26 protein-coding genes and 1 pseudogene are annotated in these 25,116 nt (G+C 68.5%); 13 read left to right on the top strand and 14 right to left on the bottom strand.

The window, feature by feature from the left end; translation table 11 throughout:
* Positions 1-7: 7 nt before the first annotated feature.
* Both QH195_RS15715 and QH195_RS15710 read right to left on the bottom strand, forming a co-directional pair.
* Complete coding sequence (locus QH195_RS15715) at positions 8-1,138, bottom strand: hypothetical protein (protein ID WP_280424108.1); 1,131 nt, start codon at positions 1,136-1,138, stop codon at positions 8-10.
* Position 1,139: 1 nt separating this feature from the next.
* Positions 1,140-2,270 (bottom strand): phosphotransferase family protein, encoded by a 1,131-nt coding sequence (locus tag QH195_RS15710; protein WP_280435914.1) that lies wholly within the window; start codon positions 2,268-2,270, stop codon positions 1,140-1,142.
* A gap of 180 nt (positions 2,271-2,450) precedes the next feature.
* Between QH195_RS15710 and QH195_RS15705 the strand changes: the two genes are divergently transcribed.
* Together QH195_RS15705 and QH195_RS15700 are read left to right on the top strand one after the other, a co-directional pair.
* Positions 2,451-3,227 (top strand): DUF305 domain-containing protein, encoded by a 777-nt coding sequence (locus tag QH195_RS15705; protein WP_432278412.1) that lies wholly within the window; start codon positions 2,451-2,453, stop codon positions 3,225-3,227.
* A gap of 39 nt (positions 3,228-3,266) precedes the next feature.
* Positions 3,267-3,677 (top strand): PPOX class F420-dependent oxidoreductase, encoded by a 411-nt coding sequence (locus tag QH195_RS15700; RefSeq protein ID WP_280424110.1) that lies wholly within the window; start codon positions 3,267-3,269, stop codon positions 3,675-3,677.
* Positions 3,678-3,769: 92 nt separating this feature from the next.
* Here QH195_RS15700 and QH195_RS15695 read toward each other — a convergent pair whose 3' ends face one another.
* From QH195_RS15695 to ehuB, 7 genes are all read right to left on the bottom strand, one after another.
* Positions 3,770-5,251, bottom strand: a complete 1,482-nt coding sequence (locus QH195_RS15695; protein WP_432278411.1) for an MFS transporter — start codon at positions 5,249-5,251, stop codon at positions 3,770-3,772.
* Between the two features lie 6 nt (positions 5,252-5,257).
* The gene (cobA, locus tag QH195_RS15690) at positions 5,258-6,529 is read right to left on the bottom strand and encodes a uroporphyrinogen-III C-methyltransferase (protein ID WP_280435912.1); all 1,272 of its coding nucleotides are present in this window, start codon (positions 6,527-6,529) and stop codon (positions 5,258-5,260) included.
* Between the two features lie 76 nt (positions 6,530-6,605).
* Positions 6,606-7,349, bottom strand: coding sequence for a peroxide stress protein YaaA (gene yaaA / locus QH195_RS15685; protein ID WP_280435911.1), 744 nt, complete (start codon positions 7,347-7,349; stop codon positions 6,606-6,608).
* 37 nt (positions 7,350-7,386) lie between these two features.
* Entirely contained in the window at positions 7,387-8,142 is a 756-nt protein-coding gene (ehuA, locus tag QH195_RS15680; RefSeq protein ID WP_280435924.1) for an ectoine/hydroxyectoine ABC transporter ATP-binding protein EhuA, read from the bottom strand.
* 46 nt (positions 8,143-8,188) lie between these two features.
* Complete coding sequence (gene ehuD, locus QH195_RS15675) at positions 8,189-8,836, bottom strand: ectoine/hydroxyectoine ABC transporter permease subunit EhuD (RefSeq protein WP_280435910.1); 648 nt, start codon at positions 8,834-8,836, stop codon at positions 8,189-8,191.
* A complete protein-coding gene (ehuC, locus tag QH195_RS15670; RefSeq protein WP_280424115.1) occupies positions 8,833-9,579 on the bottom strand; it encodes an ectoine/hydroxyectoine ABC transporter permease subunit EhuC in 747 nt (248 codons plus the stop codon). Before ehuC ends, ehuD begins: the two co-directional genes overlap by 4 nt.
* A gap of 73 nt (positions 9,580-9,652) precedes the next feature.
* Positions 9,653-10,537 (bottom strand): ectoine/hydroxyectoine ABC transporter substrate-binding protein EhuB, encoded by an 885-nt coding sequence (gene ehuB / locus QH195_RS15665; RefSeq protein WP_280424116.1) that lies wholly within the window; start codon positions 10,535-10,537, stop codon positions 9,653-9,655.
* Positions 10,538-10,897: 360 nt separating this feature from the next.
* On the opposite strand from ehuB, the gene QH195_RS15660 reads away from it, so the two are divergent.
* Positions 10,898-12,655 (top strand): proline--tRNA ligase, encoded by a 1,758-nt coding sequence (locus QH195_RS15660; RefSeq protein WP_280435909.1) that lies wholly within the window; start codon positions 10,898-10,900, stop codon positions 12,653-12,655.
* A gap of 212 nt (positions 12,656-12,867) precedes the next feature.
* Here QH195_RS15660 and QH195_RS15655 read toward each other — a convergent pair whose 3' ends face one another.
* Complete coding sequence (locus tag QH195_RS15655) at positions 12,868-13,458, bottom strand: TetR/AcrR family transcriptional regulator (protein WP_280435908.1); 591 nt, start codon at positions 13,456-13,458, stop codon at positions 12,868-12,870.
* Between the two features lie 83 nt (positions 13,459-13,541).
* On the opposite strand from QH195_RS15655, the gene QH195_RS15650 reads away from it, so the two are divergent.
* Entirely contained in the window at positions 13,542-13,775 is a 234-nt protein-coding gene (locus QH195_RS15650) for a hypothetical protein (protein ID WP_280435907.1), read from the top strand.
* On the opposite strand, the gene QH195_RS15645 is transcribed toward QH195_RS15650, so the two are convergent.
* Entirely contained in the window at positions 13,730-14,572 is an 843-nt protein-coding gene (locus QH195_RS15645) for an SDR family NAD(P)-dependent oxidoreductase (protein ID WP_280435906.1), read from the bottom strand. The two genes, QH195_RS15650 and QH195_RS15645, sit on opposite strands and share 46 nt — an antisense overlap.
* 130 nt (positions 14,573-14,702) lie before the next feature.
* On the opposite strand from QH195_RS15645, the gene QH195_RS15640 reads away from it, so the two are divergent.
* Positions 14,703-15,335 carry a TetR/AcrR family transcriptional regulator gene (locus QH195_RS15640; RefSeq protein WP_280435905.1) on the top strand — a complete coding sequence of 211 codons (633 nt, stop codon included), beginning with the start codon at positions 14,703-14,705 and terminating at the stop codon, positions 15,333-15,335.
* Positions 15,336-15,402: 67 nt separating this feature from the next.
* Here the strand turns inward: QH195_RS15640 and QH195_RS15635 are convergent, their stop codons facing one another.
* Positions 15,403-16,137, bottom strand: coding sequence for a glucose 1-dehydrogenase (locus QH195_RS15635; protein ID WP_280435904.1), 735 nt, complete (start codon positions 16,135-16,137; stop codon positions 15,403-15,405).
* A 123-nt stretch (positions 16,138-16,260) separates the two neighbouring features.
* On the opposite strand from QH195_RS15635, the gene QH195_RS15630 reads away from it, so the two are divergent.
* From QH195_RS15630 to QH195_RS15615, 4 genes are all read left to right on the top strand, one after another.
* Complete coding sequence (locus tag QH195_RS15630; RefSeq protein WP_280435903.1) at positions 16,261-17,337, top strand: NAD(P)H-dependent amine dehydrogenase family protein; 1,077 nt, start codon at positions 16,261-16,263, stop codon at positions 17,335-17,337.
* A gap of 111 nt (positions 17,338-17,448) precedes the next feature.
* A complete protein-coding gene (locus QH195_RS15625; RefSeq protein WP_280424124.1) occupies positions 17,449-17,652 on the top strand; it encodes a hypothetical protein in 204 nt (67 codons plus the stop codon).
* Between the two features lie 50 nt (positions 17,653-17,702).
* Positions 17,703-19,595, top strand: a complete 1,893-nt coding sequence (locus QH195_RS15620; RefSeq protein ID WP_280435902.1) for a hypothetical protein — start codon at positions 17,703-17,705, stop codon at positions 19,593-19,595.
* Positions 19,596-19,770: 175 nt separating this feature from the next.
* Positions 19,771-20,664: a hypothetical protein gene (locus QH195_RS15615; RefSeq protein WP_280435901.1), complete on the top strand. Its 894-nt coding sequence runs from the start codon at positions 19,771-19,773 to the stop codon at positions 20,662-20,664.
* Positions 20,665-20,772: 108 nt separating this feature from the next.
* Here QH195_RS15615 and QH195_RS15610 read toward each other — a convergent pair whose 3' ends face one another.
* Positions 20,773-21,207: a ferritin-like domain-containing protein gene (locus QH195_RS15610; RefSeq protein WP_280424127.1), complete on the bottom strand. Its 435-nt coding sequence runs from the start codon at positions 21,205-21,207 to the stop codon at positions 20,773-20,775.
* Entirely contained in the window at positions 21,204-21,770 is a 567-nt protein-coding gene (locus QH195_RS15605) for a hypothetical protein (protein WP_280435900.1), read from the bottom strand. Before QH195_RS15605 ends, QH195_RS15610 begins: the two co-directional genes overlap by 4 nt.
* Positions 21,771-22,022: 252 nt before the next feature.
* On the opposite strand from QH195_RS15605, the gene rimP reads away from it, so the two are divergent.
* From rimP to QH195_RS15585, 4 genes and pseudogenes are all read left to right on the top strand, one after another.
* Positions 22,023-22,646 (top strand): ribosome maturation factor RimP, encoded by a 624-nt coding sequence (gene rimP / locus QH195_RS15600; RefSeq protein ID WP_280424129.1) that lies wholly within the window; start codon positions 22,023-22,025, stop codon positions 22,644-22,646.
* Positions 22,643-23,671, top strand: a complete 1,029-nt coding sequence (nusA, locus tag QH195_RS15595) for a transcription termination factor NusA (protein WP_280424130.1) — start codon at positions 22,643-22,645, stop codon at positions 23,669-23,671. Before rimP ends, nusA begins: the two co-directional genes overlap by 4 nt.
* 200 nt (positions 23,672-23,871) lie before the next feature.
* A pseudogene (locus tag QH195_RS15590) lies at positions 23,872-24,159 on the top strand (YlxR family protein); the annotation flags it as partial.
* Between the two features lie 108 nt (positions 24,160-24,267).
* On the top strand, positions 24,268-25,116 hold an 849-nt coding region (locus QH195_RS15585; RefSeq protein ID WP_280435899.1), incomplete at its 3' end, for a translation initiation factor IF-2 N-terminal domain-containing protein.

The raw sequence follows: 25,116 nt of genomic DNA, 5'->3' as shown, positions 1-25,116 counted from the left end.
GCCTGCTTCAGGGGGCGACCGACAGCAGGTCCGCGAAACCGGTGGGGTCGTGGCGGCCGACGCTGGCGTGTTCGAACAGGCCCCAGCCCTCGGCGTCGCCGCAGCGGGCATGGGCGATGTGATCGGTGACGCCCCACGGGATCCGGCCGGCGATCGCCGGGTCGGTGAGGTTGTAGCGGTTGGCCCACGACCAGTCGCGGCCCTTCCACTGACCGTGCTGCCAGTCGGGATCGCCACCGTAACCGCAGCCGATGTGCAGGGGGATCCCGGTGACCGTGCGGATATCGATCGTCAGCGGTTTCCCGTCGGGCGTCCGCAGTTCCAGGGTCGCGGACTCCGGGTGGCGGGTACCGGACCGGTAGTCGATGGTGATGTGCGGCCAGCCCAGTTGTTCGACCGAACCGTCCGGGAACACCCGGACCGCGTCGTTGAGGGTGCGGTAGCCGTCCGGGTTCTCCTGCAAGATCACCACCACCGCGAAATCGTCGAACCGCAGCGGTACGTAGAGCCACCAGAATCCGCCGGTGCCTTCGGTGGCGGCGCGGCCCGGGGGTTCGGCCTCGCCGACCGGCCGGATACCCCACGACCGGTCGCGGGTGCCCATCCACACGTCCGGGTCGACCGCGATATCCTCGCCGCCGAGCGAAATCGTGCCGGCCCATGAGCCGACCTGCGCGAACCGGGAGGCGTCCAGTGTCGGGCGGTTCCCGGCGAGCATCACATGGGGTTGTTCCTGGACGGCGGGGAACGATCCCGTCCAGGTGAGGTCCAGGCCGAGTTCGTCGTGCTCGCAGAGCACCCGGATCTTGCGCAGCGGTTCGACCACTTCGATCCGGTATCCGCCCACCGCCAGGTCCAGGCTCCGGTCGGTCCGGGCGTCGGAGAAGCGCACCGAGGTGATCTCGTCACCGCGGCGCAGTGCCGCGTAAGCGTCGACGACGCCCAGGTTGGGATAGACGCCGAAGCCGGTGACCAGCATGAGGGCGCCGTCCCGGTTGTGTGCGTTGAAATAGCTGCGGTCGTAGAAATTTCGGTCGCTGGTGGCGGCGCGCGCGATCGGCAGCGGAGTCTGGTGGATCGGGTATTCGTCCAGTGGGCCCGGGGTCGAAGCGGGGGTGTGGGCGGAGGTGTCGCTCATGTCAATCCCATCCGTAGGTGCCGTCGAGCATGGCCTCCAGGGTGGCCCGATGCATGATGTAGTCGTCCCGGTCGGCGGGGGCGGTGTCTTCCCCCATATGGATCATCCGGCGTTTGATGCGGGCCATCACGATCGCGTGCCGTAGCGCGGCGTAGGTGAGGTGGAAGTCCAGGTCGCGGACGGTGTGTCCGGTCAGCTTCTCGTAATGCGCGACCACATCGTCACGGCGCAGGAAATCGGGCAGCCCGGGCATATCGAAGCCGGTGGCGATATCCTGGAAGAACCTGTGCAGGAAGATCATCCAGGCCAGGTCCATTTCGCGCGGGCCCAGCGCGGCCATCTCCCAGTCCAGCACCGCGATCGGTGTACATCCGTCGTAGATGATGTTTCCGGGCCGGGCGTCGCCCCAGCTCAGCACTTCCGGACCCGGATCGTCCGGGAAATTGCGTTCCAGCCAGTCGAAAGCCCGCTCGATCAACGGGATCTCGTAACCGTCGTCCACCAGCGCCCACCGGTACCAGTCCCGCTGGGCGGCGAGGTGGCGGCGCAGCGCCGGGCCCGGCCCGTCCAGCTCCGGAAAACGCCGGGCCGGTTCGGTGATCCCGTGGATCCGGGCGAGGACATCGAGGGTGTTGCGGGTCAGTTCGGCCCGTTCGGCGGGCGTGGCGTCGTACAGCCAGCCCGCGAACACATACGGCGGGTTGTCGCCGGGGATGCGGCCGTCGACGCGGTCCATGACGAAGAACGGGGCGCCGCAGACGGTGTCGTCGGTTTCCAGCCAGCGCAACGGCGGTACCGGTATATCGGTGTGGGCCGCGATCTCGCCGATGATCCGGTACTGCAGCGGCAGGTCGTAGTCCCGGAACACCGGGAACGCCCCCGCTTCCGGCACCATTCGCGCGACATAGGACCCCGCCCGCGGTTCACCCGCGGATTTCCAGCGGGCGTCGAACAACACCGACGCGCTGGACAGCCCACCGGACAGCGGGCGGTGCAGCGATTCGATCACCGGCGGTTCGTCGGCGGCCACCTGTGTCTGTAACCAGCCGGCGAGCTGGGCGGCGAGGGTGTCCAGATCGCGTTCACTGGTGGTGAGCTGCAGATGCTCGGTGGGGTCTATCTCATCGGGCATCATCGTCCTCCTGACGCCATCGGCCACGGTGCGCGGGCCGGCTCGGATCGGCACTCGAGCGCTGGTGGCATCGGGAATCCCGGCCGCCCGCGTGCCGCAGACTGTAACGCGTTTCAGTCCGGCGCGGAGGGGATTCGTGCCGATCGCCGAGGCGGCGGATCGCCGGTATCGCTCCCGTGCGTGGCACACACCGCCGATAATCACGGGAACGGCGCGGAGACCCCGCCCGCCGGGTTCGTGCAGGAGGTGGTGAATGCCCGAGCCGACCCGTCGCGGATATCCGGCAGTGCAGGGCTCGACGCCTTCGGGGGCCGGCGGGCCGAGTGGGTGGCTCCTGTGACCCGGCTGCGCGAGGCCATCGCCTATTCCGTTGCGGCCGTGCTACTTCTGGTGCTCGGTGCGGCGATACGGCCACTGTTCACCGGCGACCCCGCGCCGCCGGCAGTACTTTCGGCCGCCGAACTGGGTTTCGTGCAGGATATGGCCGCGCATCACCATCAAGCGTTGATCATGGTGCAGCGGCTCGACCCCGGCGTCGACGCCGCTGTCCGGGGCGTGGCTCAGCAGATCGACGACACCCAGCGAGCCGAAATCGGCATGTTGCTGGGCTGGTTGCGCATGGCCGGTGCACCCGCGGCCAACTCCGACCCGATGGGCTGGATGCCCGAAGAGTCGCACGACGGCCACAGCGGGCACGCAACGCCCATGCCCGGTATGGCCACTCGAGAGCAGCTCGATGCCCTGTCCGCGGCGCGCGGCCGCGCCGCCTCAGTGTTGTTCCTTCAGCTCATGCAAGCCCACCACGACGGCGGTATCGCGATGGCCCGGGTCGCCGACGCGATGCTCGCCGACGGCGTGGTGAAACAGGCCGCCCGGGAAATGATCAGTGGTCAGACCCAGGAGTCCGGGCTGATCGCCCTGCTGCTGAGCCAGCTCGGGGCCGCACCACCCGGCTGACCCGGAATGATCATGAGGCGAAAGCGGTTACTCGTGGCTATGAGCACACTTTCGCTGCCGGAGACCCTGAAAAAGCATATCGACGAGAACCGGTTGTTCGTCACCGTGGCCACCGTCGGCCGGGACGGGCATCCGCATCTCACCGTCACCTGGCTGATCCGCGACGGCGACGACCTGCTCTACTCCACCACCACCGACCGCGTGCAGGGCAAGAACCTCGCCCGCGATCCGCGGATCTCGGTGTTGATCACCGCGCCGGACAACCCGTATCTGTACGCCGAGGTCAAAGGCACCGCCTCCCTGACGCCCGACCCCGACCTGGTCGTCGGAAACCGGATCTCCCGGAAATACACCGGCAAGGACTATGCCGATTTCAACCCCGACGCCGTGAACGACGGTCCCCGCGTGGTTGTCCGCATCACGCCCAGCAAGATCACCGGACGCTTGTAGGGCGGTCTGTGCCGTCCCGATCCGTCCAGCCGGACAGAACCCCGGCGGTCCGCCGGTAGCGGTGCCCGCCGGGCATGGCTGCGAACGCTGTATCAGGCGGCCTGGGCTTCGTCCTGGGCGTGCTGGGCGCGGGCCACTTCCGCGGCGGTGTAGCGCAGGGTCAGCGCGATCAGGCCGACGAGCAGCGCACCGCATGCGGCCACGAACATGGCCAGGGTGTACCCGTCGCCGAGCGCGATGATCTCGGCGTCGGTCATCTGGGCAGGTTTGCCGGTGGTTCCGCCCTCGGACAGGGTCCGGGAGGCGGCGAGCGGGGTGAGGACACCGATGGCGATGGGAGTGCCGAGGTTCAGGAACATCTGGCCGATCGCCGACAGCGGGCCGATCTCGTCCGGCGGTACACCCACCAGGACACACAGCGGGATCAGCACCATGGCGATACCGATACCGAAGCCGATTACCAGGAACAGCGGCAGCAGGGTGGTCCAGTAGCCGACGTCGCGGTCGAGCGTCGAACCATAGCCCAGACCGGCCACCAGCACCACTGCGGCGCCGACCAGCAGCCAGCGTGGCGCGATATGCAGGGCCAGCCGGGTGGCTATCGCGCTGCCGACGCCGACGCCGACGGTGAAGGGGATGAACGATATCCCGGCGACCAGCGGACTGTAGCCCACCACATTCTGCACGAACAGGCCCGCGAAATAGGTGGTGGCGCCCAGGACACCACTGGCGAGCAGGATCACCACGAAGGTGGCCACGCGGTCGCGGCTGTCGAACAGCGACCACGGCAGCAGCGGGTTGTCGACATGACGTTCGGAGAAAACGAAAATCGGCAGCAGGACCGCGCCCGCGATCAACGTGCCGTAGACCAGGGGGCTGTCCCAGCCGAGTTCCGGTCCCTCGGTGGCGCCCCAGACGATCAGGGCACACGCCAGGGTTCCGAGGAACGCGCCCCGCACGTCGAGAGTGAGCCGCTGATGACCGGTGTCGCGGAGCGCGAACAGCGCGCCGACCACGATGAGCGCGCCGATCGGCACATTGATCAGGAAGATCCACCGCCAGCTGGCCTCGGTGAGCGCACCGCCGATCACCAGCCCGCCGACCGACCCCAGCGCCACCATCGACCCGAAGATGGCAAAGGCCTGATTACGGACCTTGCCGGGGGCGAAGGTACTGGCCACGAGCGCGAAAGCCGTGGGGGCGGCCAGCGCGGCGCCGGTGCCCTGGAAGGCCCGTGCAGCGACGAGCATCTGTTCACCCTGCGCCAACCCGCACAGCAGCGAGGCCAGCGTGAACAATCCGACCCCGAGGATGAACATGCGCCGGCGCCCGAACGAGTCGCCGATCCGGCCACCGAGCAGCATCAGGCCCGCGAACGGGAGGCCGTAGGCGGTGATCGTCCAGGCGCTGCCCGAACTGGACAGGCCCATTTCCTCCTGTAATCGCGGCAGGGCCAGGATCACCACGGTGCCGTCCAGCACCACCATCAGCTGCAAACCGCTCAGGACGAGGATGGCGAGACCGAAGGCTCGCTTCGTCACCGGGTACTTTGCGGCTGGGGGGTTATCGAGCACAGTGGGTCACTGTAACCGACCGGTAGTGCCGGCGATCGGGGCGCCGGTGAACCCGGCAGTGGGCCCGATCACAACGATCGCCGGCGGCCGGATCCCCTCGGATCGGACCTTTTCGGCAACATCCGCGAGCGTCGCGCGCAGTACCCGCTGGCCGCGCAGCGTGCCCTCCTGGATCACTGTGGCGGGAGTGTCGGCCGGGCGGCCGCCGTCGCGCAGGACCGCGGCGAACTGCTCGATGCGCTCCACCGCCATCATCAGGACGAGCGTGCCGCGCAGCCGGGCCAAGGCGGGCCAGTCCACCAGGGAATCCGGGTGGTCCGGGGGGATATGGCCGCTCACCACCACGAACTCGTGCGTCACGCCCCGGTGGGTGACCGGGATGCCGGCCGCCGCCGGGACCGAGATCGGGCTGGTGACACCGGGGACCACGGTCACCGGCACACCGGCGTCGACGCAGGCCTCGAGTTCTTCGTAGCCGCGTCCGAACACGTACGGGTCGCCGCCCTTGAGCCGGACCACGAATTTGCCCGCCCGTGCGCCCTCCACGAGTGCCGCGTTGATCGCGTCCTGCGCCATCGCCCGCCCGTAGGGGATCTTGGCGGCGTCCACGACCTCCACGTCCGGCCCGAGTTCGGCAAGCAGTTCGGGCGGCGCGAGCCGGTCGGCGACCACGAGATCGGCGCGGGCCAGCAGGCGCCGGCCCCGGACGGTGATCAGGTCCGGATCACCGGGCCCACCGCCGACCAGCGCGACTCCCGGCGTCATCGGGGTCGCATCGTCGGTCACCACACCCGATTGCAGAGCCTCCAGCAGCGCGGTACGCACCGCCGCCGAACGCCGGTGCCGGCCACCGGCGAGAACACCCAGGGTCATCCCGTCGTAGCGGGCGGTGGCGGGAGTGACGGCGGTACCGGATTGGGCGTGATCGGCGCGCACACAGAAGATCCGCCGCCGCGTCGCCTCCGCGACGACCGCGGCATTGGTCTGCGGTTCGTCGGTGCAGGCGATGGCGTACCAGGCGCCGTCGAGGTCACCGTCGGCGTAATCGCGCAAGGTCAGCGTGATCTGGCCGCCGGTCGCCATACCCTCCACCGCGGGCGTGGCTTCCCGGGTGATCACTTCCACCACGGCACCCGAGGCGATGAGCAGTCCCAGCCGGCGTTGTGCCACGGAACCGCCGCCGACGACGACAACCCGCCGTCCGCTCAGATCGAGCCCCACCAGGTAGTTCGAATCCCCGGAGGCAAGGTGGTCGGTATCGGCTGACGTATTCGGCACAAGGTGCGAGCCTACTTCCGGGGACCGGGCCCGCCGCAGCCACCCGGCGGACCCATTCGCTGCCGGGTGGTCTGTGTCAGGTGAGGACGACCAACTCGGTTTCCGAAGCGACCTCGATGCGCAGGCCGGCCTGCCGGGCGACCCGGGCGAGTCCCCGGACATCGGCCGGTTCGGCCCGGGTCAGGACCAGCGCGCGGGCCAGCAGACCCTTGTGATGTTTGTTGAAATGGCTGACCACCGTGCGTGAACCGTCCTCGTGTTCGGTGAGCACCGTGGCCGTGACGGCTTCCGGGACCCGGCCGAGTTGCTGGTAGGTGCCCGATCGCAGGTCGACCACCAGCTCGCCGGCCGCCGTGTCGCGCAGTGCCGGCCCGAGATGGTCGCGCCAGACCGCCGACAGGGTGGGCCGCCCGGGCAGTTTGGAGCCGCCCGACAGCCGGTAGGCCGGGATAGGATCGCCCGCGCGGACCGCGCCGAACAGTGCCGAACCGATCGCGAGCCGTGCGTACGCCTTGGCGCGCTGTGCCCGGGTGAACGTGGCGGCGTCCAAAGCGTCGTACAGGACGCCGGTGTAGCGCTCCAGAGCTGGCCGGCTGGGTGAGCTGCGCAGCGCGGCGTTGCGGGCGAGCTCGGCCTCGGCGTTCTTGCCCAGCCCCAGCGCTACCCGGGCGGCCGCCGGATCACCGGCCAGTTTCGTGAGGTCGTCGACCAATCCGTCGCGGACCTCGGTCAGCGTGTCGAAGGCCAGCGCGCTCAGATCGAGCGGTCCGCCGGTACCGCCGTCGGATTTCGTCTCGGAAGGAGGTAACAGCACCAGCACGAGCGGTTACGGTACCTCCTCGCCCGGGCCCCGTGGCTCACCGCACGGCTTTGAGGAATTCCCGGGTGCGTTCGTTCTCGGGTGCGTTGAAGATCTGCTCGGGTGTGCCTTCCTCGATGATCCGCCCGTGGTCGAACATCAGGACCCGGTCGGAGACGTCGCGGGCGAAACCCATTTCGTGGGTGACGATGAGCATGGTGATATCGGTGCTCGCCGCGAGTTCGCGCAGTACATCGAGGACCCCGCCGACCAGTTCGGGGTCGAGCGCGGAGGTCACCTCGTCCAGCAGCATGACCTTCGGGTCCATGGCGCAGCAGCGGGCGATCGCCACCCGCTGCTGCTGTCCGCCGGACAGCTGGGACGGGTGCGCGGTCGCCTTGTCCGAGAGCCCGACCAGCTCGAGCAGGTCGAGGGCACGTTTGCGTGCCTCGTCCCGGGACTTGCCCAGCACATGGATCGGTGCCTCGGTGATGTTCTCCAGGACGTTCATATTGGGGAACAGGTTGAACTGCTGGAACACCATCCCGACCTTCTTGCGCACCTCCCGGAGATGTTTCTCCCGGGCGGGCACCAGTTTGCCGCCGCGCTGTTCGTGGGACAGCAGCTCGCCGTCGACCCGGATGGTTCCGCTGCTCACCGCCTCCAGCGTCATGAGCAGCCGCAGGATGGTGGTCTTGCCGGAACCCGAAGGTCCGATCAGCGTCACTTTCTCCCCGCGCCGGACGGTGAAATCGAGCTGGTCGAGCACCACCAGGTCACCGAAGCGTTTGACCACGCCGTCGAATTCGATCATCGGCTGCGCGTCGGCCGCGCCGCCGGCCGGTGTGCCGGAGACCGGTTCAGTAGTAGGCAAGTCGCTTCTCCAGTCGTCTGATCAGCACCGAGGTCGGATAACTGGCCACCAGGAAGAACACGCCGGCCAGGGTCATCGCCTCGAGGTATGCGTAGTGACGGGCCCCGAATTGCTGTGCGGCGGTCACCAGTTCGACGACGGTGATGGCGAACAGGAACGGGGTGTCCTTGAACATCGACACCGCATTGGTGCCGAGGGCGGGCACACTGGCCCGGATGGCCTGCGGCAGGATCACGGCCCGCCAGGTGCGGGTCGGTGGCAGCGACAGCGCCCGCGCCGCTTCCCACTGCCCGGGCGGAACCGATTCGATTCCGGCCCGGTACACCTCCGCCAGATACCCGGCGTAGTGGATGCCGAGCACCACGATCCCGATCTGCAGGGCCGAGAACTGCGGTAACAGGGTGTAGGCGAACAGCAGCTGCACCACCAGCGGGGTGAACCGGATGAACTCGCTCACCGCGTGCACCGGCCACGCGATCCAGCGGGGCAGCGAACGCCGGATGATCGCGATCATCAGTCCGAGCGCCGCGGCGATCACAAATCCGAGCACCGTCGCCAGCAGCGTGATCTCGAACCCGTCCCACAGCACGGGCAGTGCCTCGGCGGCGCGTTCCCAACTCCATTCCACACTCATGGCGCCACCTTCTGCCGTGCGGACCCGGCGACCGCGTCCACCGAGGTATCGGGGGCCAGGCGCAACACCTCACGCATCGAGGGTCCGCGACCCAGCTTGTGTTTGGCGCGTGCTTCCAGCAGATTCATCCCGAGGCTGAGCAGGTAGGCGATCACGAAGTAGATCAGCAGTCCGATTCCGAAGGCGAACAACGTATCGCCGGTGCTGTCGCGCAGTTTCTCGACCTGGAAGGTCAAATCCTGCAGGGTGATATAGGAGGCCACGGCGGTGCCCTTCAACAGATGCACCAGCAGGTTGGCCAGCGGTGGGATCATCAATGCCCAGGCCTGCGGGAACAGCACCCGGCGCAGCCGCTGCCACGGACTGAATCCGAGCGCGACCGCCGCTTCCGTCTGGGCTTTCGGAACCGAGTTCAACGCGCCGCGAACCACTTCCGCGCCGTACGCGCCGTAGTTCAGGCCGAGTGCGAGGATTCCGCAGAACACGGGGTCGAGCTGATAGCCCAGCAGCGGCAGCACATAGAACAACCAGAAGATCTGCACCAGCAGGGAGGTGCCCCGGAAGAATTCGATCAGCACCCGGGCGGGCCCGCGGATCGCGAGATTTCGCACCCGGGCCGTCGTGCCCAGGGTGACCGCGAGGACGAAGGCGAGCGCCGCCCCACCCGCCGTCAGTTCGAGGGTGATCAGAATTCCGTCACCGATGCGGGGCAGCGCATCGGTGAGCGCGTCGAGATTGTTCACCGGTCACATCTCCCTTCCGGGCCCGGCGGGCCGGAGGGGAGACGCGCCGCTGTGGAGTTGTCGACCGGCACGATCAGATATCGCCCGCGCACAGCTTGGCGGTGGTCAGTTCGGGATCCGGCAGTTCGGCCTCGGTGAAACCGAATTCGCCGACGATCGACAGGTACTTGTCCTTGTCCGACGTGATCTTGCGCAACTCCGCGTTGTAGGCGTCGAGCAAATCCTTGTCATCGGTCCGGAAAACCGTACCGCCCGCACCGATCTGCGGTTTACCGTCGATTTCGGCCACGAACGATTCGGTGACCTCCACCTGCGCGTCCGGATTGTGATCGGCCAGCCAGTTCAGCGAGATCGCGGTGAGCGCGAAAACGTCCGACCGGCCCGAGGTCACGGCGTCCATCCCGTCCTGCGGACTCCCGACCTGGGTGGCGTCGATACCCAGCGAAGTGGCGTAATCGGATTCGATGGCGCCCGTCATCACCGCCATCTTCGCGCCCTTGTCCTTGATCGACTGCATATCGGTGAGCCCGAGCGGATTGCCCTTCTTCACCATCAGCGCCGTGGTGTACATGAACTCGGGCTCACTGAAAGCGGCCTGTTCACACCGCTCCGGCAGGATCGACATTCCCGCGCTCACCGCGTCGAACCGCTGCGCCTGCAATCCCGGGATCAGGGCGCCGAAATCGGTTTGCACGCCCTCGACCGTCTCGATTCCGAGATTTCGGAAGATCTCGCGGTGCAGGGCGACCGTCGCCCCGGAGAGCTGACCGTTCTGCTCGAAGGAATACGGTGCCTCGCCGGCGAATCCGACGGTGACGGTGCCCTTGTCCTTCAAGGACTGCAGCAGGTCGCCACTGGCCGTCGTATCGGTCTTGGTGCACCCCGACAGTGTTGCCGCGGTCAGCACCGCCCCCGCGACGAGTGCGATTGCGCGCGCCCTTGTTTTCCTGGTTCCCATCACGGCCGACCTTTCCACGGGGCGCTGACGCAGGCTCTCCGGTGTCGTTGTGCGGCGCTGGGTGCACACAGGTCAGCGACCATTTTCAGTTTGTTCGGGACGGTTCACCGAAATCCCGGTGGATCGAACCCTAGCGGCGTCCGGTTCCGACTCTCGGCGCCGCAATGAACCCGCAAAGAAAAGTTCAAAATATGTATATCACAAAGTTATTCAAAAGTGTTTCAATTGTTATTTACGGCGAGGGTCGGCGGTACTCGGAAACCGGCTCCGACCGGCACGGACCCGACCGCTCGGGCCCGTGGCCGGGCAGTGGGGAATAGGGTGTCGGCCGGGATCGGGCAGGGTCTACGCTGAGCAACCGTGATCACCCGCCTCTCCCGCCTCTTCCTCCGTACGTTGCGCGACGACCCCGCCGACGCCGAGGTGCCCAGCCACAAGCTGCTGGTGCGCGCCGGCTATGTGCGCCGGGTCGCGCCGGGTGTGTACTCGTGGCTGCCGCTGGGCCTGCGGGTACTGCACAAGGTGGAGGAGGTGGTGCGCGAGGAGATGAACGCCATCGGTGCGCAGGAGATCTCCCTGCCCGCGCTGCTACCGCGTGATCCCTACGAGGCCACCAACCGCTGGACCGAATACGGCGACAGCCTGTTCCGGTTGCAGGACCGCAAGGGTGCCGACTACCTGCTCGGCCCCACCCACGAGGAACTGTTCACGCTCACCGTGAAGGGCGAGTACAACTCGTACAAGGATCTGCCCGTAACCCTCTACCAGATCCAGGCGAAGTACCGCGACGAGGAACGTCCGCGCGCCGGCATCCTGCGTGGTCGCGAATTCATCATGAAGGACTCCTACTCCTTCGACCTCGACGAGGCCGGACTGAAGGCGAGCTACAACGCTCATCGCGAGGCCTACCAGCGCATCTTCGAACGGCTCGGGGTGCAGTACGTAATTGTCGCCGCGACCTCCGGCGCGATGGGTGGTAGCGCCTCCGAGGAATTCCTGGCCGACAGCCCCGTCGGCGAGGACACCTACGTCGTCTGCCGGGAATCGGGTTATGCGGCGAATGTCGAGGCCGTGGTCACTCCCGCGCCCGAACCGCTGCCGGTCGAGGGTCAACCGGAGGCAGTCGTGCACGACACCCCGGACACCCCCACCATCGCCACCCTCGTCGACTGGGCCAACGCGGCCGGTATCGGCGAACGCCTCGGCCGGCCGGTCACGGCCGCCGACACCCTCAAGAACGTCATGGTGAAACTGCGGCATCCGGACGGCAAAACCGAGATCGTCGGTATCGGGATCCCGGGGGACCGCGAGGTCGACGACAAGCGCCTCGGCGCTTCGGTGGAACCCGCCGAGGTCGAACTGCTCACCGACGCCGATTTCGCCGCCAACCCTTTCTTGGTCAAAGGCTATATCGGCCCGAAAGGGCTGCAGGCCAACGGAGTCCGCTACCTGGTGGATCCCCGGGTGGTCACCGGAACGTCGTGGATCACCGGCGCGGATACCCCCGGTAAGCACGTGGTGGGCTTGGTCGCCGGTCGCGATTTCACCCCTGACGGCACCATCGAGGCGGCGCAGGTACGCGACGGCGACCCCTCGCCCGACGGCCGCGGCACCCTGGTCTCGGCCCGCGGTATCGAGATCGGTCATATCTTCCAGCTCGGCTACAAATACACCGACGCCTTCGAGGTGGATGTCCTCGGCGAGAACGGCAAACCGGTCCGGCTCGTCATGGGCTCCTACGGTGTCGGGGTCTCGCGGCTGGTGGCGGTCATTGCCGAACAGCAGCACGACGACAAGGGCCTGCGCTGGCCGAGCGAGGTCGCGCCCTACGACGTGCACGTGGTGATCGCGAACAAGGACGAGGCCGCCCGTGCGGGCGCCGAACAGGTCGTCGCCGAACTGAATACCCAGGGGGTGGACGTGCTTTTCGACGATCGCACCGCTTCACCCGGTGTGAAGTTCAAGGACGCCGAACTGCTCGGTATGCCCTACGTGCTGGTCATCGGTCGCGGCTGGGCCGAGGGCAAGGTGGAACTGCGTGATCGGTTCACCGGTGAAACTCTCGATATCCCGGCGGATTCCGCGGTGGCGGCGGTACTGGAGCGTATCCGTAGCTGATCCGGTGCCGGCATGGTGCGTTCCCGAGTGGGAGCGCACCTGGTCGCACAGGGCAGTTCGGGTGCCGAAAACAGTCGGGAAGCTCGATCGGTCGTCGCGCCGCCGCATCCGGTAGGTCGCCGGTGCCCGGCCGGCTGCTTCGCGTCCAGGGGTTTCGGATACGGCTGTCTGTCCGGTGTTCGTAGCGCATCCGTGCCGCCGAATTGCCGGACTCAGGGGTGGATTGCAGTGTGCGTCAGCTGTTCGGCGGCATCGCGCACGGCGGTGGCCGCGTTGTATCGCTCGGTGATCGAGTAGCTGATGATCGCCCCCTCGTGGAGGCTCAGTAGCTGCACCGCGACGGTTTCGTGGTCGGCCGCCCCGGCCTCGGTGAGCAGTTGATCGAACAACTCGTACAACCATGTCTTCTCGGCGACGATCACCTGCCGGCCCGGATGGTCGGGTTCGGGGAGTTCGGCGAAGGCATTGATGAAACTGCAACCTCTGCTGCTGTCCGGGAGCCATTCGGGCAGGACGTCGAACGGTGTCAGGACGCGCTCGACGGGGTCGGTGCGGTCGGCGAGCCGGTTCTCGATCAGGGTGCGCCAGCGGCGGTCGCGTTGTTCGAGGTAGGTGACCAGAAGCCCGTCCTTCGAGCCGAAGCGGTCGTAGAGGGTGCGTTTGGTCACGCCCGATTCGGCGGCGATGGTATCGACGCCGACCGCATGGATACCGCGGGTGTAGAAGAGTTCGGCCGCTGTATCGAGTATCCGCTGAGCCGCCGGTGTCAGTGTCGTATTCGCGTTGTGCGCGGGTGTGGACATATCCGGATCCCTTGCATTCACAGGTCTGTGAACCTAGTCTATCCACAGCAGCAACTTCACAGATCTGTGTAGTGGAGGTAGGTATGAGACGAGCAGCACGGACGGTGACTCGCGCGATGCGGGATTTCGCCCTCGGCATTCATCTCGCCAACGGCATCCGGCACGGCGTGCCGCGCAACACCGATGATGTCGCGCGGCGCGCCGTGTCGCCGGCGCCCGATGCCGGCCGGCCGGGATCGGCGCCGGGTGGGCCGATGGCGCCCGCGTTCACTCAGCCGTTCGCCGATCCGGCCGTGGTGAGTAGTTCCCGGGTGTGATCTCGCAATCGCCGGGCGGCCCCGGGGTCGAATGCCGCACCCTCGATATCGACCGCGTTTTCCTGCATATACGCCGACAGGGGCGCCGTCGGCGGATTGTCCAGATGGCGCATGATCCGGGCTACCGCGGCTTCGACCGGTTGGCCCCGCCTGTGCATATCCTCGACGAGGGCCCGGTCGGTTGCGGAGTATTCGCCGGTGAAGCCGGTCGCGGTGAGGCCGGGATGCAGGAGCAGGTAGCGGATGCGGCTCCGCGGATGGTCTTCGGTGAACGCGACGGCGAGTAGGTCGCTCAGTTTGCCGCACTGGTGCATTACCGCGTCGGGATCGTAGGACTTCGCGAATTGAAGATCGTCCCAGCGGATTCGGGAGAGCTCGCCGCCCGGGCCGGACAGGTCGACGATCATCGGCGTTTCCGCCCGTTCCAGACTGCCTGCCAGTCCATAGGTCAGCAGATGGCGGCTCAGATAGAACAACGCGAAGGATGCCTCGAAGCCTTCCGGCGTCGCACTCCGGGTCGAGCGGTAAAAGCGGGCGCCGAGAACGAGGATGTCCACGACCGGGTAGGCGGTGTGCAATCGGTCGAGTACGCGGTGGTTCTCGGTGACCAGGCCGAGGTCGGCCTGGAGGAATTCGATGCGGTCTGCGGCGCCGAGCCGGGCTGCTGCCTCCATGATCGCGCGCGCCTTGTCCGTGCTCCGGCCGATGATCACCACTTGTTCACCGCGTTCGAGGTGGGTGAAGGCCAGGGCTCTGCCGATTCCGTCCGTTCCGCCGGTGATTACCACGGTTTTCATGAGCGCTCCCTCGTTTGATGCCTGAACTACCGGCACGACTGGTTTTCTGGACTCATGAGTCTAGAACGAAGCGGGGACAAGTTGTACCGGTGGGTCTGGAAAGGTAATCACACCGGTCTACTATTGGTAGGTGACTTCGACCGGGATTCCCGCGCGCCCACGTGGCCGCGTCGACAAACAGCAGGCGATCCTCGCCGCGGCGTTCACGGTTTTCGCGCGCACCGGGTACACGCAAACCCGGATGGATCAGATCGCCGCCGAGGCGGGGGTGGCCAAAGCAACCGTGTACAGCCACTTCGGTGACAAGGAACAGGTGTTCCGGCATGCGGTGCGGGCGCTGTCGGAGGCTGCCCGGCAAGCGAATCTGGCGGTCGTCGAGCGGTTGGCCGAGCCGGGCACGGACGTCCCGGCCACACTCCGAGCCGTGGGCACTGAACTGGTCCGGTGCTACTGCAGCCCTGAATCGCGGGCGCTGCGGCGTCTGGTGTGCGCCGAGGCCGGGCAGTTCCCGGAGTTGATCGAAATCGTCGACGAGGTGTCCGGTCAGGTTCTCCGCGCGCTGGCCGACCGATTCGCCCGGCTGGCGCTGGCCGGCGTGCTGGGACTGGACGACCCTGACGTAGCGGCTTCCCAATGGACCGCGCTGCTCACCGGTGCGCTACCGGTGCGCTATCAGTTCGGCGTCGAACCGCTCCCCGAAACCGAAGCGGACGCCGTCGCGGTGGCGGCGGCGACGACGTTCCTGGCGGCTTTCGGTCGCTGAACTCCGGCGGTCGGAATGCCGGTAGGCCGAGACATCGTGCGGATGCATACCCGGCCACTGGCCGGGGCTACTTGTGCGGCACCCCGGTGACGAGTCCGCCGTCCACCACGAATTCACTACCGGTGGCGTAGGAGGATTCGTCACTGGCCAGGAACAGGATGAAAGTGGCGACCTCGGCGGACTCCGCCGGACGGCCCAGCGGGATCGTCACCAGGTCGTCGGGGATGCCCTCGGTCATCGGAGTACGGATCAGGCCGGGATGGACCGAGTTGACCCGGATATTGTGCGGGGCCAGTTCGAGTGCCGCCGATTTGGCGAGGCCGCGCACGCCCCATTTCGAGGCCACGTAACCATGCGCGAAGGGTGCACCGCGTAGACCCTCGATGGAGGAAACGTTGATGATCGAGCCGCCGCCGGCGGCGATCATCGGTTCGACAGCGGCGCGCATCCCGAGGAAGGTGCCGACCAGGTTCACGTCGAGGACGGCGCGGAACTTCTCCAGCGACAGCTTCTGCAGCGGCGCTCCGTTGACGATGCCCGCGTTGTTCACCAGCACGTCGAGTTTGCCGAACTCGGCGATGGCGGTGCCGACGGCGGTATCCCACTGATCGGGTTCGGTGACGTCGAGTGGGACGTAGCGGGCGGCGGTGCCGAGTTCGTCGGCGAGGGCTTTGCCCTCCTCGTGCAGAACATCACCGATGATCACCTGCGCGCCCTCGGCCACCAGCAGTTTCGCATGGGCCGCGCCCATGCCCCGCGCGCCCCCGCTGATCAGGGCGACTTTGCCGTCTACACGTCCCATGGCGGTGACGGTATCATGAAACTGGAACCTGTTCTAGACACTGTTCCGGTAGGGTGCCCAGGGCTGGAAGCCCGCGGTGGAACCACGTTTTCGCCGCTGCGCCGCTCGTAGGTAGGAGAATCCATGGCCCTTCGCGTCGTCCTCGTCGGCACCGGTAACGCCGGCCGGATCGCCCTGACGCAACTCATCACCGATCCGCGATTCGATCTCGTCGGTGTGGGGGTGTCGACTCCGGGGAAAATCGGCAGGGATGCCGGCGAACTGGCCGGCCTGGACATCGTCACCGGTATCGCGGCCGTCGGCGATATCGGCGAACTGCTGGCCACCCGCCCGGACTGCGCGGTGTACTGCGCGATGGGCGATACCCGGCTGGTCGAGGCGATGGGGGATATCGCCCGGATCCTGTCGGCCGGTGTGAACGTGGTCGGGACGGCGCCCGGCCTGCTCATGTATCCGTGGGGAACGCTGCCGGACAAGCTCTTCGCGGCGGTCGAGTCGGCGGCGGCCGCAGGCGGCGCCAGTGTCTTCGTCAACGGCGTGGACCCGGGTTTCGTCAACGATCTCGTTCCCTTCGCGCTGGCCTCCACCTGTCAGCGGGTGGAACAGGTGCGCTGCCTGGAGATCGCGGACTACGCCACCTACGACGGGTCCACCGTCATGTTCGATGTGATGGGCTTCGGCAAACCACTCGACGAGACCCCCATGCTGCTGCAGCCCGGTGTGCTCGGTATCGCCTGGGGCGCGGCGATGCGTGCCCTGGCCGCCGGACTCGGCGTCCGGATCGACGAGATCACCGAAACCTATGAACGCGAACCCGCACCCGAGAACTTCCGGATCGCAGTGGGGGAGGTGCCGGAAGGGAGTCAGGCAGCGCTGCGGTTCGAGATCACCGGCTGGGTCTCCGGGCGCCCGGCGATCGTCGTGGAACACATCACCCGCCTGCGCGACGACCTGTGCCCCGACTGGGCCCGGCCGGCGCAGACCGGGGGGTCGTACCGGGTGGAGATCACCGGGGAGCCGTCGTACGCCGTGGACATCAGTCCGTCGAGCCGCCGGGGTGATCACAACTATGCCGCGATCCTGGCCGGCGTCGGCCGGGTGGTCAATGCCATACCTGCCGTCGTGGCGGCCGAACCGGGTATCCGGACCACCGCTGACCTGCCGATGTACACCGGACCCGGACTCACGGCGCCCGCCTGACGTGCTGCGCCCGGCCGGCGGATTCGGCGGCGCTCCGTCGACGCGCCTAAGCTCGGAAACCTGAGCGGGCGAGCCGGTGGCTCGTCGCCGACACCAGGAAGGTTGCGCTGAATGTATGAGCCCGACCGGTCCGGCCCGCGTGAGCCGAACCTGTCCGAACTGCGGGAGCGCGCCGCGCACGGTGATTCCGACGCCGTCGCACAGTTGCTCGATATCGGGGACGAACGCACCGATGCCGTCGACCTGAGTGAATACGATATCGACGTGGAAGAGCTCGGGGTGGAAACCGCCGAGGACACGGGCACCGAACGGTAGCCCGCGGACCGGCCCGCCCACGGGCCCGGTCGCTTGTAGGGTGGGGGGCCATGGGAAGCGCTCCGGCCGTCGTACCGCAGCGACCCCCCGCCCCGGGTGCGGACCCGCCGTCCGTGCGATTCGACCGGATGCGGGCCGGGCTGCGCCGGTGGACAGCATCGCCCGGGCGTGTGGTGCTCGGGGCGGCTTTCTGCCTGATCGCGCTGCAACTCGTCGTCCGTACCTGGGTCCTCGCGAACAGCTATTTCTACTGGGACGACCTCATCCTCACCGGCCGGGCCGGCACCTATCCGCTGTGGTCGGCCGAACTCCTGCTGCACGACCACGACGGCCATTTCATGCCGCTGGCATTCGGCGTTTCGTGGCTGGTGACCGCGCTGGCACCGTTGAACTGGACGGCCGCGGCCGCGGTGTCGCTGCTGTTGCAGGTGGCCGCCGCGGGCGCCGTGCTGCGGCTGCTGCTGGTATTGCTCGGCCGCCGCCCCGTGCTGCTGATACCCCTGGCCTTCTACCTCTTCGGCCCGCTCACCCTGCCCGCGTTCACCTGGTGGTCCGCCGCGCTCAACGCCCTGCCGCTGCAGTTCGCGCTCGCCTGGGTCGCCGCCGACGCGGTCCTGTTGGACCGCACCGGCCGCCGCCGGTACGCGATCTCCGGTGTGGTGGTGGCGGCCGTGGCGCTGCTGTTCTTCGAGAAGGCGGTTGTGGTTCCGTTCGTCGCCTTCGCCGTGGTGGTCCTGCGCCGGTATGTCGACGGCCGGGGTTTCGCCTTCCGTGCGGTGCTGCGCCGGGGAGGGGTCCTGTGGGCCTGTTCCGCGACGGTGCTGCTGATCTGGGGGCTGGTCTACTTCGCGGCGGTCGGGATATCGGCCGGTGACGCCGGGTCCGCCGAGATGGCGCAGATGCTGCCCCGGGCGGCATGGGCCGGGGTGGTGACAGCCCTGCTCGGCGGTCCGTGGGGCTGGGAACGCTGGATACCGTCCGCGCCCTGGGCGGTGGCGCCCGGTTGGGCGGTCTGGGCGGCGTGGGGGCTACTGGCGGTAGCGGTGATCGCGACGAGCCGGGCCCGGCCGGTGGTCCGGCCGGTCTGGGTGGCGGCAGTGGTGTACCTCCCCGCGGTGCAGATACCGGTCGTACTCATGCGCGCCGGACCCAACACCGTCGACGAACTCATGATGTCGCTGCGCTACCTGGCCGACGCCGCGCTGGTGCTCACGATCGCGGGCGCCCTGCTGCTGCGGGCCTTCGCCCGCCCCCCGCAACGAACCGTCGCGGCGCAGACCGACCGGCGCAGCGCCCGGTGGCGTGGGCCGATTCCCGCGACGGCGCTGGTCGTCCTGTTCGCCGTGAGCAGCCTGTGGTCGACCTACACGTTCACTCGCAGCTGGTCGGAGGGGCCGACGAAAACCTATGTGACGAACGTGAAATCGGAATTCGCCCACTGGGACGGGATACCGCTGCTGGAGCAGGAGGTCCCTTGGAATGTGCTCAACCCGACCGCCCATCCGCAGAACGAGGCGAGCCGGGTACTCTCGCCGATCGCCCCGCCCGGTGCCTTCGCCGACGCCACCGAACGCCTGCGCATGCTCACCGACACCGGCGAGTTCGCCGACGCGCGGGTCTGGTGGAATCGTGCTGTAATCCCTGGTCCCGTGCCTGGTTGCGGTCACCGCGTCGACGGCCGTATGCCCGTCCGGGTGCCGCTGGACGGCCCTATGATCGCCCACGAATGGACCGCACAGCTCAACTACTTCGCCGACCGGGACGCAACGATCGCGGTTGGTTTCGAATCCGGGAAGAAGGTCGAAGTCCCGGTGCGGGCGGGAATGCATACCGTGTACGCGCGCATCGTCGGACAAGGGTCGGCGCTGCTCGTACAGAGCCGGAACCCGGACCTGGTGCTCTGCCTCGGTACCGGGCCGGTCGGGGTGGCGTCTTACCCATGATGTTCCCAGCTGCGGCAATACCAGTACGGTCCGCGCCACCGGTGGCGTGCCACGGTGGTGTTTGGCGTCCGGGCACCTGCGGCGGGCCGGACGGCGCCACCGGCCGGGTCGCGATCGGCGACACACTGGTATCGGCTTGCGGAGGCCCGCCAGGACGGACTCTGGAGGGAAACCGATGACCGAGGACGGCGGTCACGGTGCCGACGGCGTGACCGTCGATTCGGTCACCGGGCTGCTGGCCAGCCGGCTCGGCGCGGTGGGGGAATCCGCCGGCGAGGTGATGCGCCGTGATGTCCGTACCGCAGCCGGTGGTGCGGAGTCGGTCGTGCTGTTGGTTCAGGCCGATTCCGACGGCGCCGACCGACTCTCGGCGCAGCTTCCGGGCGTGCCCGGGCATATCGCCGGCAGCGCCGGTATCGGCACTGTGCCGGACGGCTCCCCGGAGCCACAGCGGAATCCGTCGGACCGGCCTCCGATCGGACCCGATGGGCCCGCGGCGCCGGAATCCGACGATGATGCCGGGCAGGCCGCTGCGCCCGGTACGGAAAAGACCGGAGTCCCGGACGGCGGAAAGGCGCCGACGGGGGACGACAGTGCCCTCGAGCGGGAAGCGGAGACGCCCGCGTCGGCTGCGGCCGGTGTGCCGGGTTCGGAGCGAACAGAGCCAACAACGCAGGCCGGGTCGAGCGGCGGGCCGGCAGCTCCGGAAAAGGTGGGTCTTCCAGCAGCCGAGGCTCCGGCCGCGGACCCGGCACAGACCGGTGGCCGGGCGGCTGCCGCGGACGCGGGACCGCCCCCGCCCGCACCGGGCCAGACGCCGTGGACGCCCGACCCCCCCGGCAGCGGCCTCGAGCCGGGCCGCAACCAGGTGCCAGGGGCCACACCGTGGAACACCGGGGCCAACTCCTCGATGCCGTATATGCCGAGCCTCCCCGGCGGTCTCCCGGGTTCGCTGACACCCCAGGAAAGGCCACCACGTGGCAATCCCCCGTGGTCCCGGGGGCGTGGTGGCGGAACCGTCTTCCCGCGGGCCCGGCCGGCCGAGCGGCCGTCCGGCCGCATGGATTGACCGAGTGGGCGGTCGACCGATACAGGCCGGGCGGCTCCGATCCACCCGACTACTCGGCTCTACCCGACCACTCGGCGACCGGGCGCTGTGGCCCGGTGCTTCGGTCACTCAGGGACGGCCGGGGAAGGCGGTGGTGGCCGGGTCTGTGCCGCGCAGGGATTGCCAGACCGCACGCCGACCGGCGCTCTCGGTGAGGGCCTCGATCGCGATCCGGCGGGTGGTTTCGGCGTCGGCCTGCTCGACTACCGCCCGCCAGGCCACCGCGGTATCGGTTTCGACAACGATCGCCAGCTGCGCCGCGGTATCCGGATCGGTGACCGCGAGTGGCATCGTGTAGGCCGCCTCGGGCGCCGGTACAGTGCCCCGCCGGTCCGCCAGGACATCGGCGGTCGCGTCCCTGCGGGCCCGGTGTGCGGCGGTGTACTGCGCGACCGTGCGGCTCCGGTCGGCGCCCGCGTGGGAGGCGATGATCCCGTAGGCGTAGACCGCGGCGTACTCGGCGCCGAGCGCATCGGCCAGCGCCTGCTGTTCGGTACCGCTCATCCCAGCAGAACTCCTGCCTGAACAGCGCACGCGGCGCTGATCGAGGCCAGCAATCCCGCGCGGTACCCGGACTGGGTGACCGCCAGGTCGGCGGCCGCGCGCTGGGCGGCGCCGAGCTGGTCGCGCAACGCATCGATACTCGGCGGTGTGGTGGGCGCCGGCGTGGTCGTCGGGGCCGGGGTCTGTACGGCCGGTGTCGTTCCGTCGCCGTACACGCCGATGGCCCGGTCGATCTCGGTGCGCAGGGCATCGGCGTGGGCGGTGCGTTCCGCGGCGATGGTGGTCAGCGCGGCCGAGCGCGCGGGATCGATCGCGATGGCGGCGGTCGCGGCGGCCGCGTCGGCCCGGGCCGAGAACTCCTGGGCGACCAGCACATCCGGCTCGGTGATCGGTTCCTCGGCACACGAAACGAGCGCGGGCACGACCAGAACGCCGACCGTGCCACCACCGGCAACCCGCAGCACGGCCCGGCGATTGATGCGGCGGGAGGCGCTCAGGTCCCTGGTATTCGCAGGTCCGCGAGGAAATCCGGCCGCGGTCCGGTCGGTAACACGCTCGGTCACCGGACCATCGTGCCAGATTCGGGCCCGGCCTCCGAATGGACTCGTCTGCGCCCGCATCCTCGGCCGTGTGGCCGGCAGCCGCCGGCCCGCTGGGTGGGGACGGCCTGCCGCCGCGGTGTGGACAGCGGGGATGGATACCGGGCGGCGGACTTACCGCCGACCGCTGGTCCTTTACCTTCTCGCGGCGCGTTACGCTAGGTCACCGGCACAGAACATTCCGTCCGCGTAACAACTGAACCAGGAGCTGCCCATATGCCGATGCCGACCGAGGAAGGGGTGAGCCGGCTCGTCGCCGGACTCGTCGCCGGTCGAGGATTCGATCTCGAGGGAGTCGAGGTTTCCACCGCGGCGGGACAGACCCGGGTGCGGGTGATCGTGGACAGCGACGAAACCGCGGACCTCGACAGTATCGCCGAACTCAGCTCCGAAGTCTCGGCGCGGCTCGACGAAGCGGACGACGAATTCGGTGCGGTCCGATACCTGCTGGAGGTGACGACTCCGGGCGTGGACCGCCCGCTCACCGCCGACCGGCACTGGCGCCGGGCGCGGGGGCGCAAGGTGCGGATCCGGCTGCGGCCGGGGGTGCCGCCCCCGGAACCCGGTTTGCCGACGTCGTTCGAGGCCAGAGCAGGTGCCCTCGACGGTGACCGCATCGCGCTGGTGCTGGGGGGTAAGCGCGCGCCGCGCCTGGTCACCGTCGCACTGGGGGATATCGAACGCGCTGTGGTGGAGGTCGAGTTCGCCCCACCGAGCGCACGTGAACTGGAACTCACCGGAGGTGTCGCCTCCGGTCGCCCACCCGCGGGAGCGGACGCCGCGGAGCACACCGCCACCACCGTCGACGCGTCCGATTCGACCGAAGGGACCATGGAATGAATATCGAAATCGAAGCCCTGCGCGCCATCGTCGCGGATAAAGGGATCTCGATCGAAACCGTGATCTCCGCGATCGAGTCCGCGTTGCTGACCGCCTACAAGCACACCGAGGGCCATCAGCCCAACGCCCGGGTCGAGATCGATCAGCGCACCGGTCTGGTCCGGGTGCTGGCCACCGAACTCGACGCCGAGGGTCAGGTGATCTCCGAATGGGACGACACCCCCGAGGGTTTCGGCCGCATTGCCGCCACCACAGCCCGGCAGGTGGTGCTGCAGCGGTTGCGCGATGCGGAGAACGAGAAATCCTTCGGCGAATTCTCGACTCATGAGGGCGATATCGTCGGTGGTGTGGTGCAGCGCGATGCGCGTGCCAACGCCCGCGGCACCGTGGTGGTGCGGATCGGCAGCGAACTGCACGGCACCGAGGGGCTGATCCCGTCGGCCGAGCAGGTCCCGGGGGAGAGCTACGAACACGGCGACCGGATCAAGTGCTATGTGGTCGGCGTGTCCCGCGGCCCGCGCGGTCCGCAGATCACCCTCTCGCGGACCCACCCCAATCTGGTCCGGCGCCTGTTCGCCCTCGAGGTACCCGAGATCGCGGACGGGTCGGTGGAGATCGTGGCGGTCGCCCGCGAGGCCGGGCACCGGTCCAAGATCGCGGTGCGGTCCACGGTGGCCGGCGTCAACGCCAAGGGGGCCTGTATCGGCCCGATGGGTCAGCGGGTACGCAATGTGATGAGCGAACTGGCCGGGGAGAAGATCGACATCATCGACTACGCCGACGATCCGGCAACCTTCGTGGGCAACGCGCTGTCGCCGTCGAAAGTGGTTTCGGTCACAGTTGTCGATCCCGATGCCCGCGCGGCGCGGGTGATCGTCCCCGATTTCCAGCTGTCGCTGGCCATCGGCAAGGAGGGTCAGAACGCGCGGCTCGCCGCCCGGCTCACCGGGTGGCGTATCGATATCCGCAGTGATGCCGCACCGGATTCCGGTGGTTCGGTGCGGACGGAGGCCCAGCGCCGTTGATCGCCACCCCGCGCCCGGCGCGTCCCGCACCCACCGGTTCATTGGGCCGGCGGATCAGCTGTGCCGACCCGCCCGCGGCGCCGTCGCCGGGGGCGGGGTTGGAGAGTGCCGACCGGTCAGCGGTAGAGTGGTGTCAGGTTCGGTCCGAGTCTTCGGTTCCCGCCCACGAACGTGGTGACACCGCGGCGCTCCGGCGCCCGGGATATCCGGTACGTACGTGTGTCGGGTGCCGGAAACGCGAACCGGCTGCCGAACTGCTGCGGATCGTGGCACGTGGGCTCGGCACCGGCAACGGTGCGGATGTCGTCGTGATCGTTCCCGACCCGCAGCGCAGACTTCCCGGACGGGGTGCCTGGCTGCACCCCTTTTCGTCTTGTCTGCGCACTGCGGTCCGGCGCCGAGCGATCGGCAGAGCACTACGAGTGTCCGGAAATCTGGATATCTCAGCCCTGGAGCAACACCTCGAGAACAGGCACGAGCACTCATGAGCACACCGTGAAGTACCAACGATGAACGTCCATCGGAGTTAACCCGAGGTCGTGCGGGGCCCCGCCAGCAGGCGGGCGGCGCTGCTCGACCTCTCAGTGAGGAGAGCAGTGGCAGGCAAGGCCCGCGTGCACGAGTTGGCAAAAGAACTCGGTGTCACGAGTAAAGAACTACTCGCGAAGCTCAAGGAGCAAGGCGAGTTCGTGAAGTCGGCATCGTCGACGGTGGAAGCACCCGTCGCGCGTCGGCTGCGCGAATCGTTCGCGGCGAAATCCGCGCCGGCGAAATCGGATAGGCCGAACGGATCCAAACCGTCGTCGGCCCGCCCCGGGCCGGCGGCCGGTGCCAAACCCGGGGCTCCCGGGCCGCGGCCCGGTCCACGCACCCCGGCCCCCTCGGGGAAACCTGGTCCCGCCGAATCCGCACCGGTCGCCGAGACGAAACCGGCCCCGGCCGTCGACGGCGGACCGAAACCGGCAGCGGCTCCGCGGCCCGGCCCGGCGGTGAAGCCGGGTCCCGCGCCCGCGCCCAGCCAGGAAGCGGCTCAGGCGCCGGCGGCAAAGCCGGCCACCCCCGCCGCCCGCCCGGCCGGCCAGCAGCGTCCGGCCGCATCCGGTCAGAGCCCGGCCCGGCCGGGGCCGAAACCCGGTCCGAAACCGCCGCGGGTCGGCAACAACCCCTATTCCTCGGCGCCCGAACGTGAGCGTCCGTCGCCGCGTCCGCAGCCCGGCCCCCGCCCGGCTCCGGGCCAGGGTGGTCCGCGTCCGGGTCCCGCTCAGGGTGGTCCGCGTCCGGGCCAGGGCGGTCCCCGTCCCGGTCAGAACGCTCCCCGGCCGGGCGGCCCCGGTGGCCAGCGGCCCGCGGCTGCTCAGGGCGGTCCCCGTCCCGGCGGTCCCCGGCCGAGCCCGGCCTCCATGCCGCCCCGCCCGACTCCCGGCGCCATGCCCCAGCGTTCGGCG

The organism is Nocardia carnea (genome assembly GCF_029868855.1).
In the GTDB taxonomy this organism is placed as follows: Bacteria; Actinomycetota; Actinomycetes; order Mycobacteriales; family Mycobacteriaceae; genus Nocardia; species Nocardia carnea_A.
Note: the sequence above shows the minus strand (reverse complement) of the source record. Positions and strands in the feature narration are given on the sequence as shown.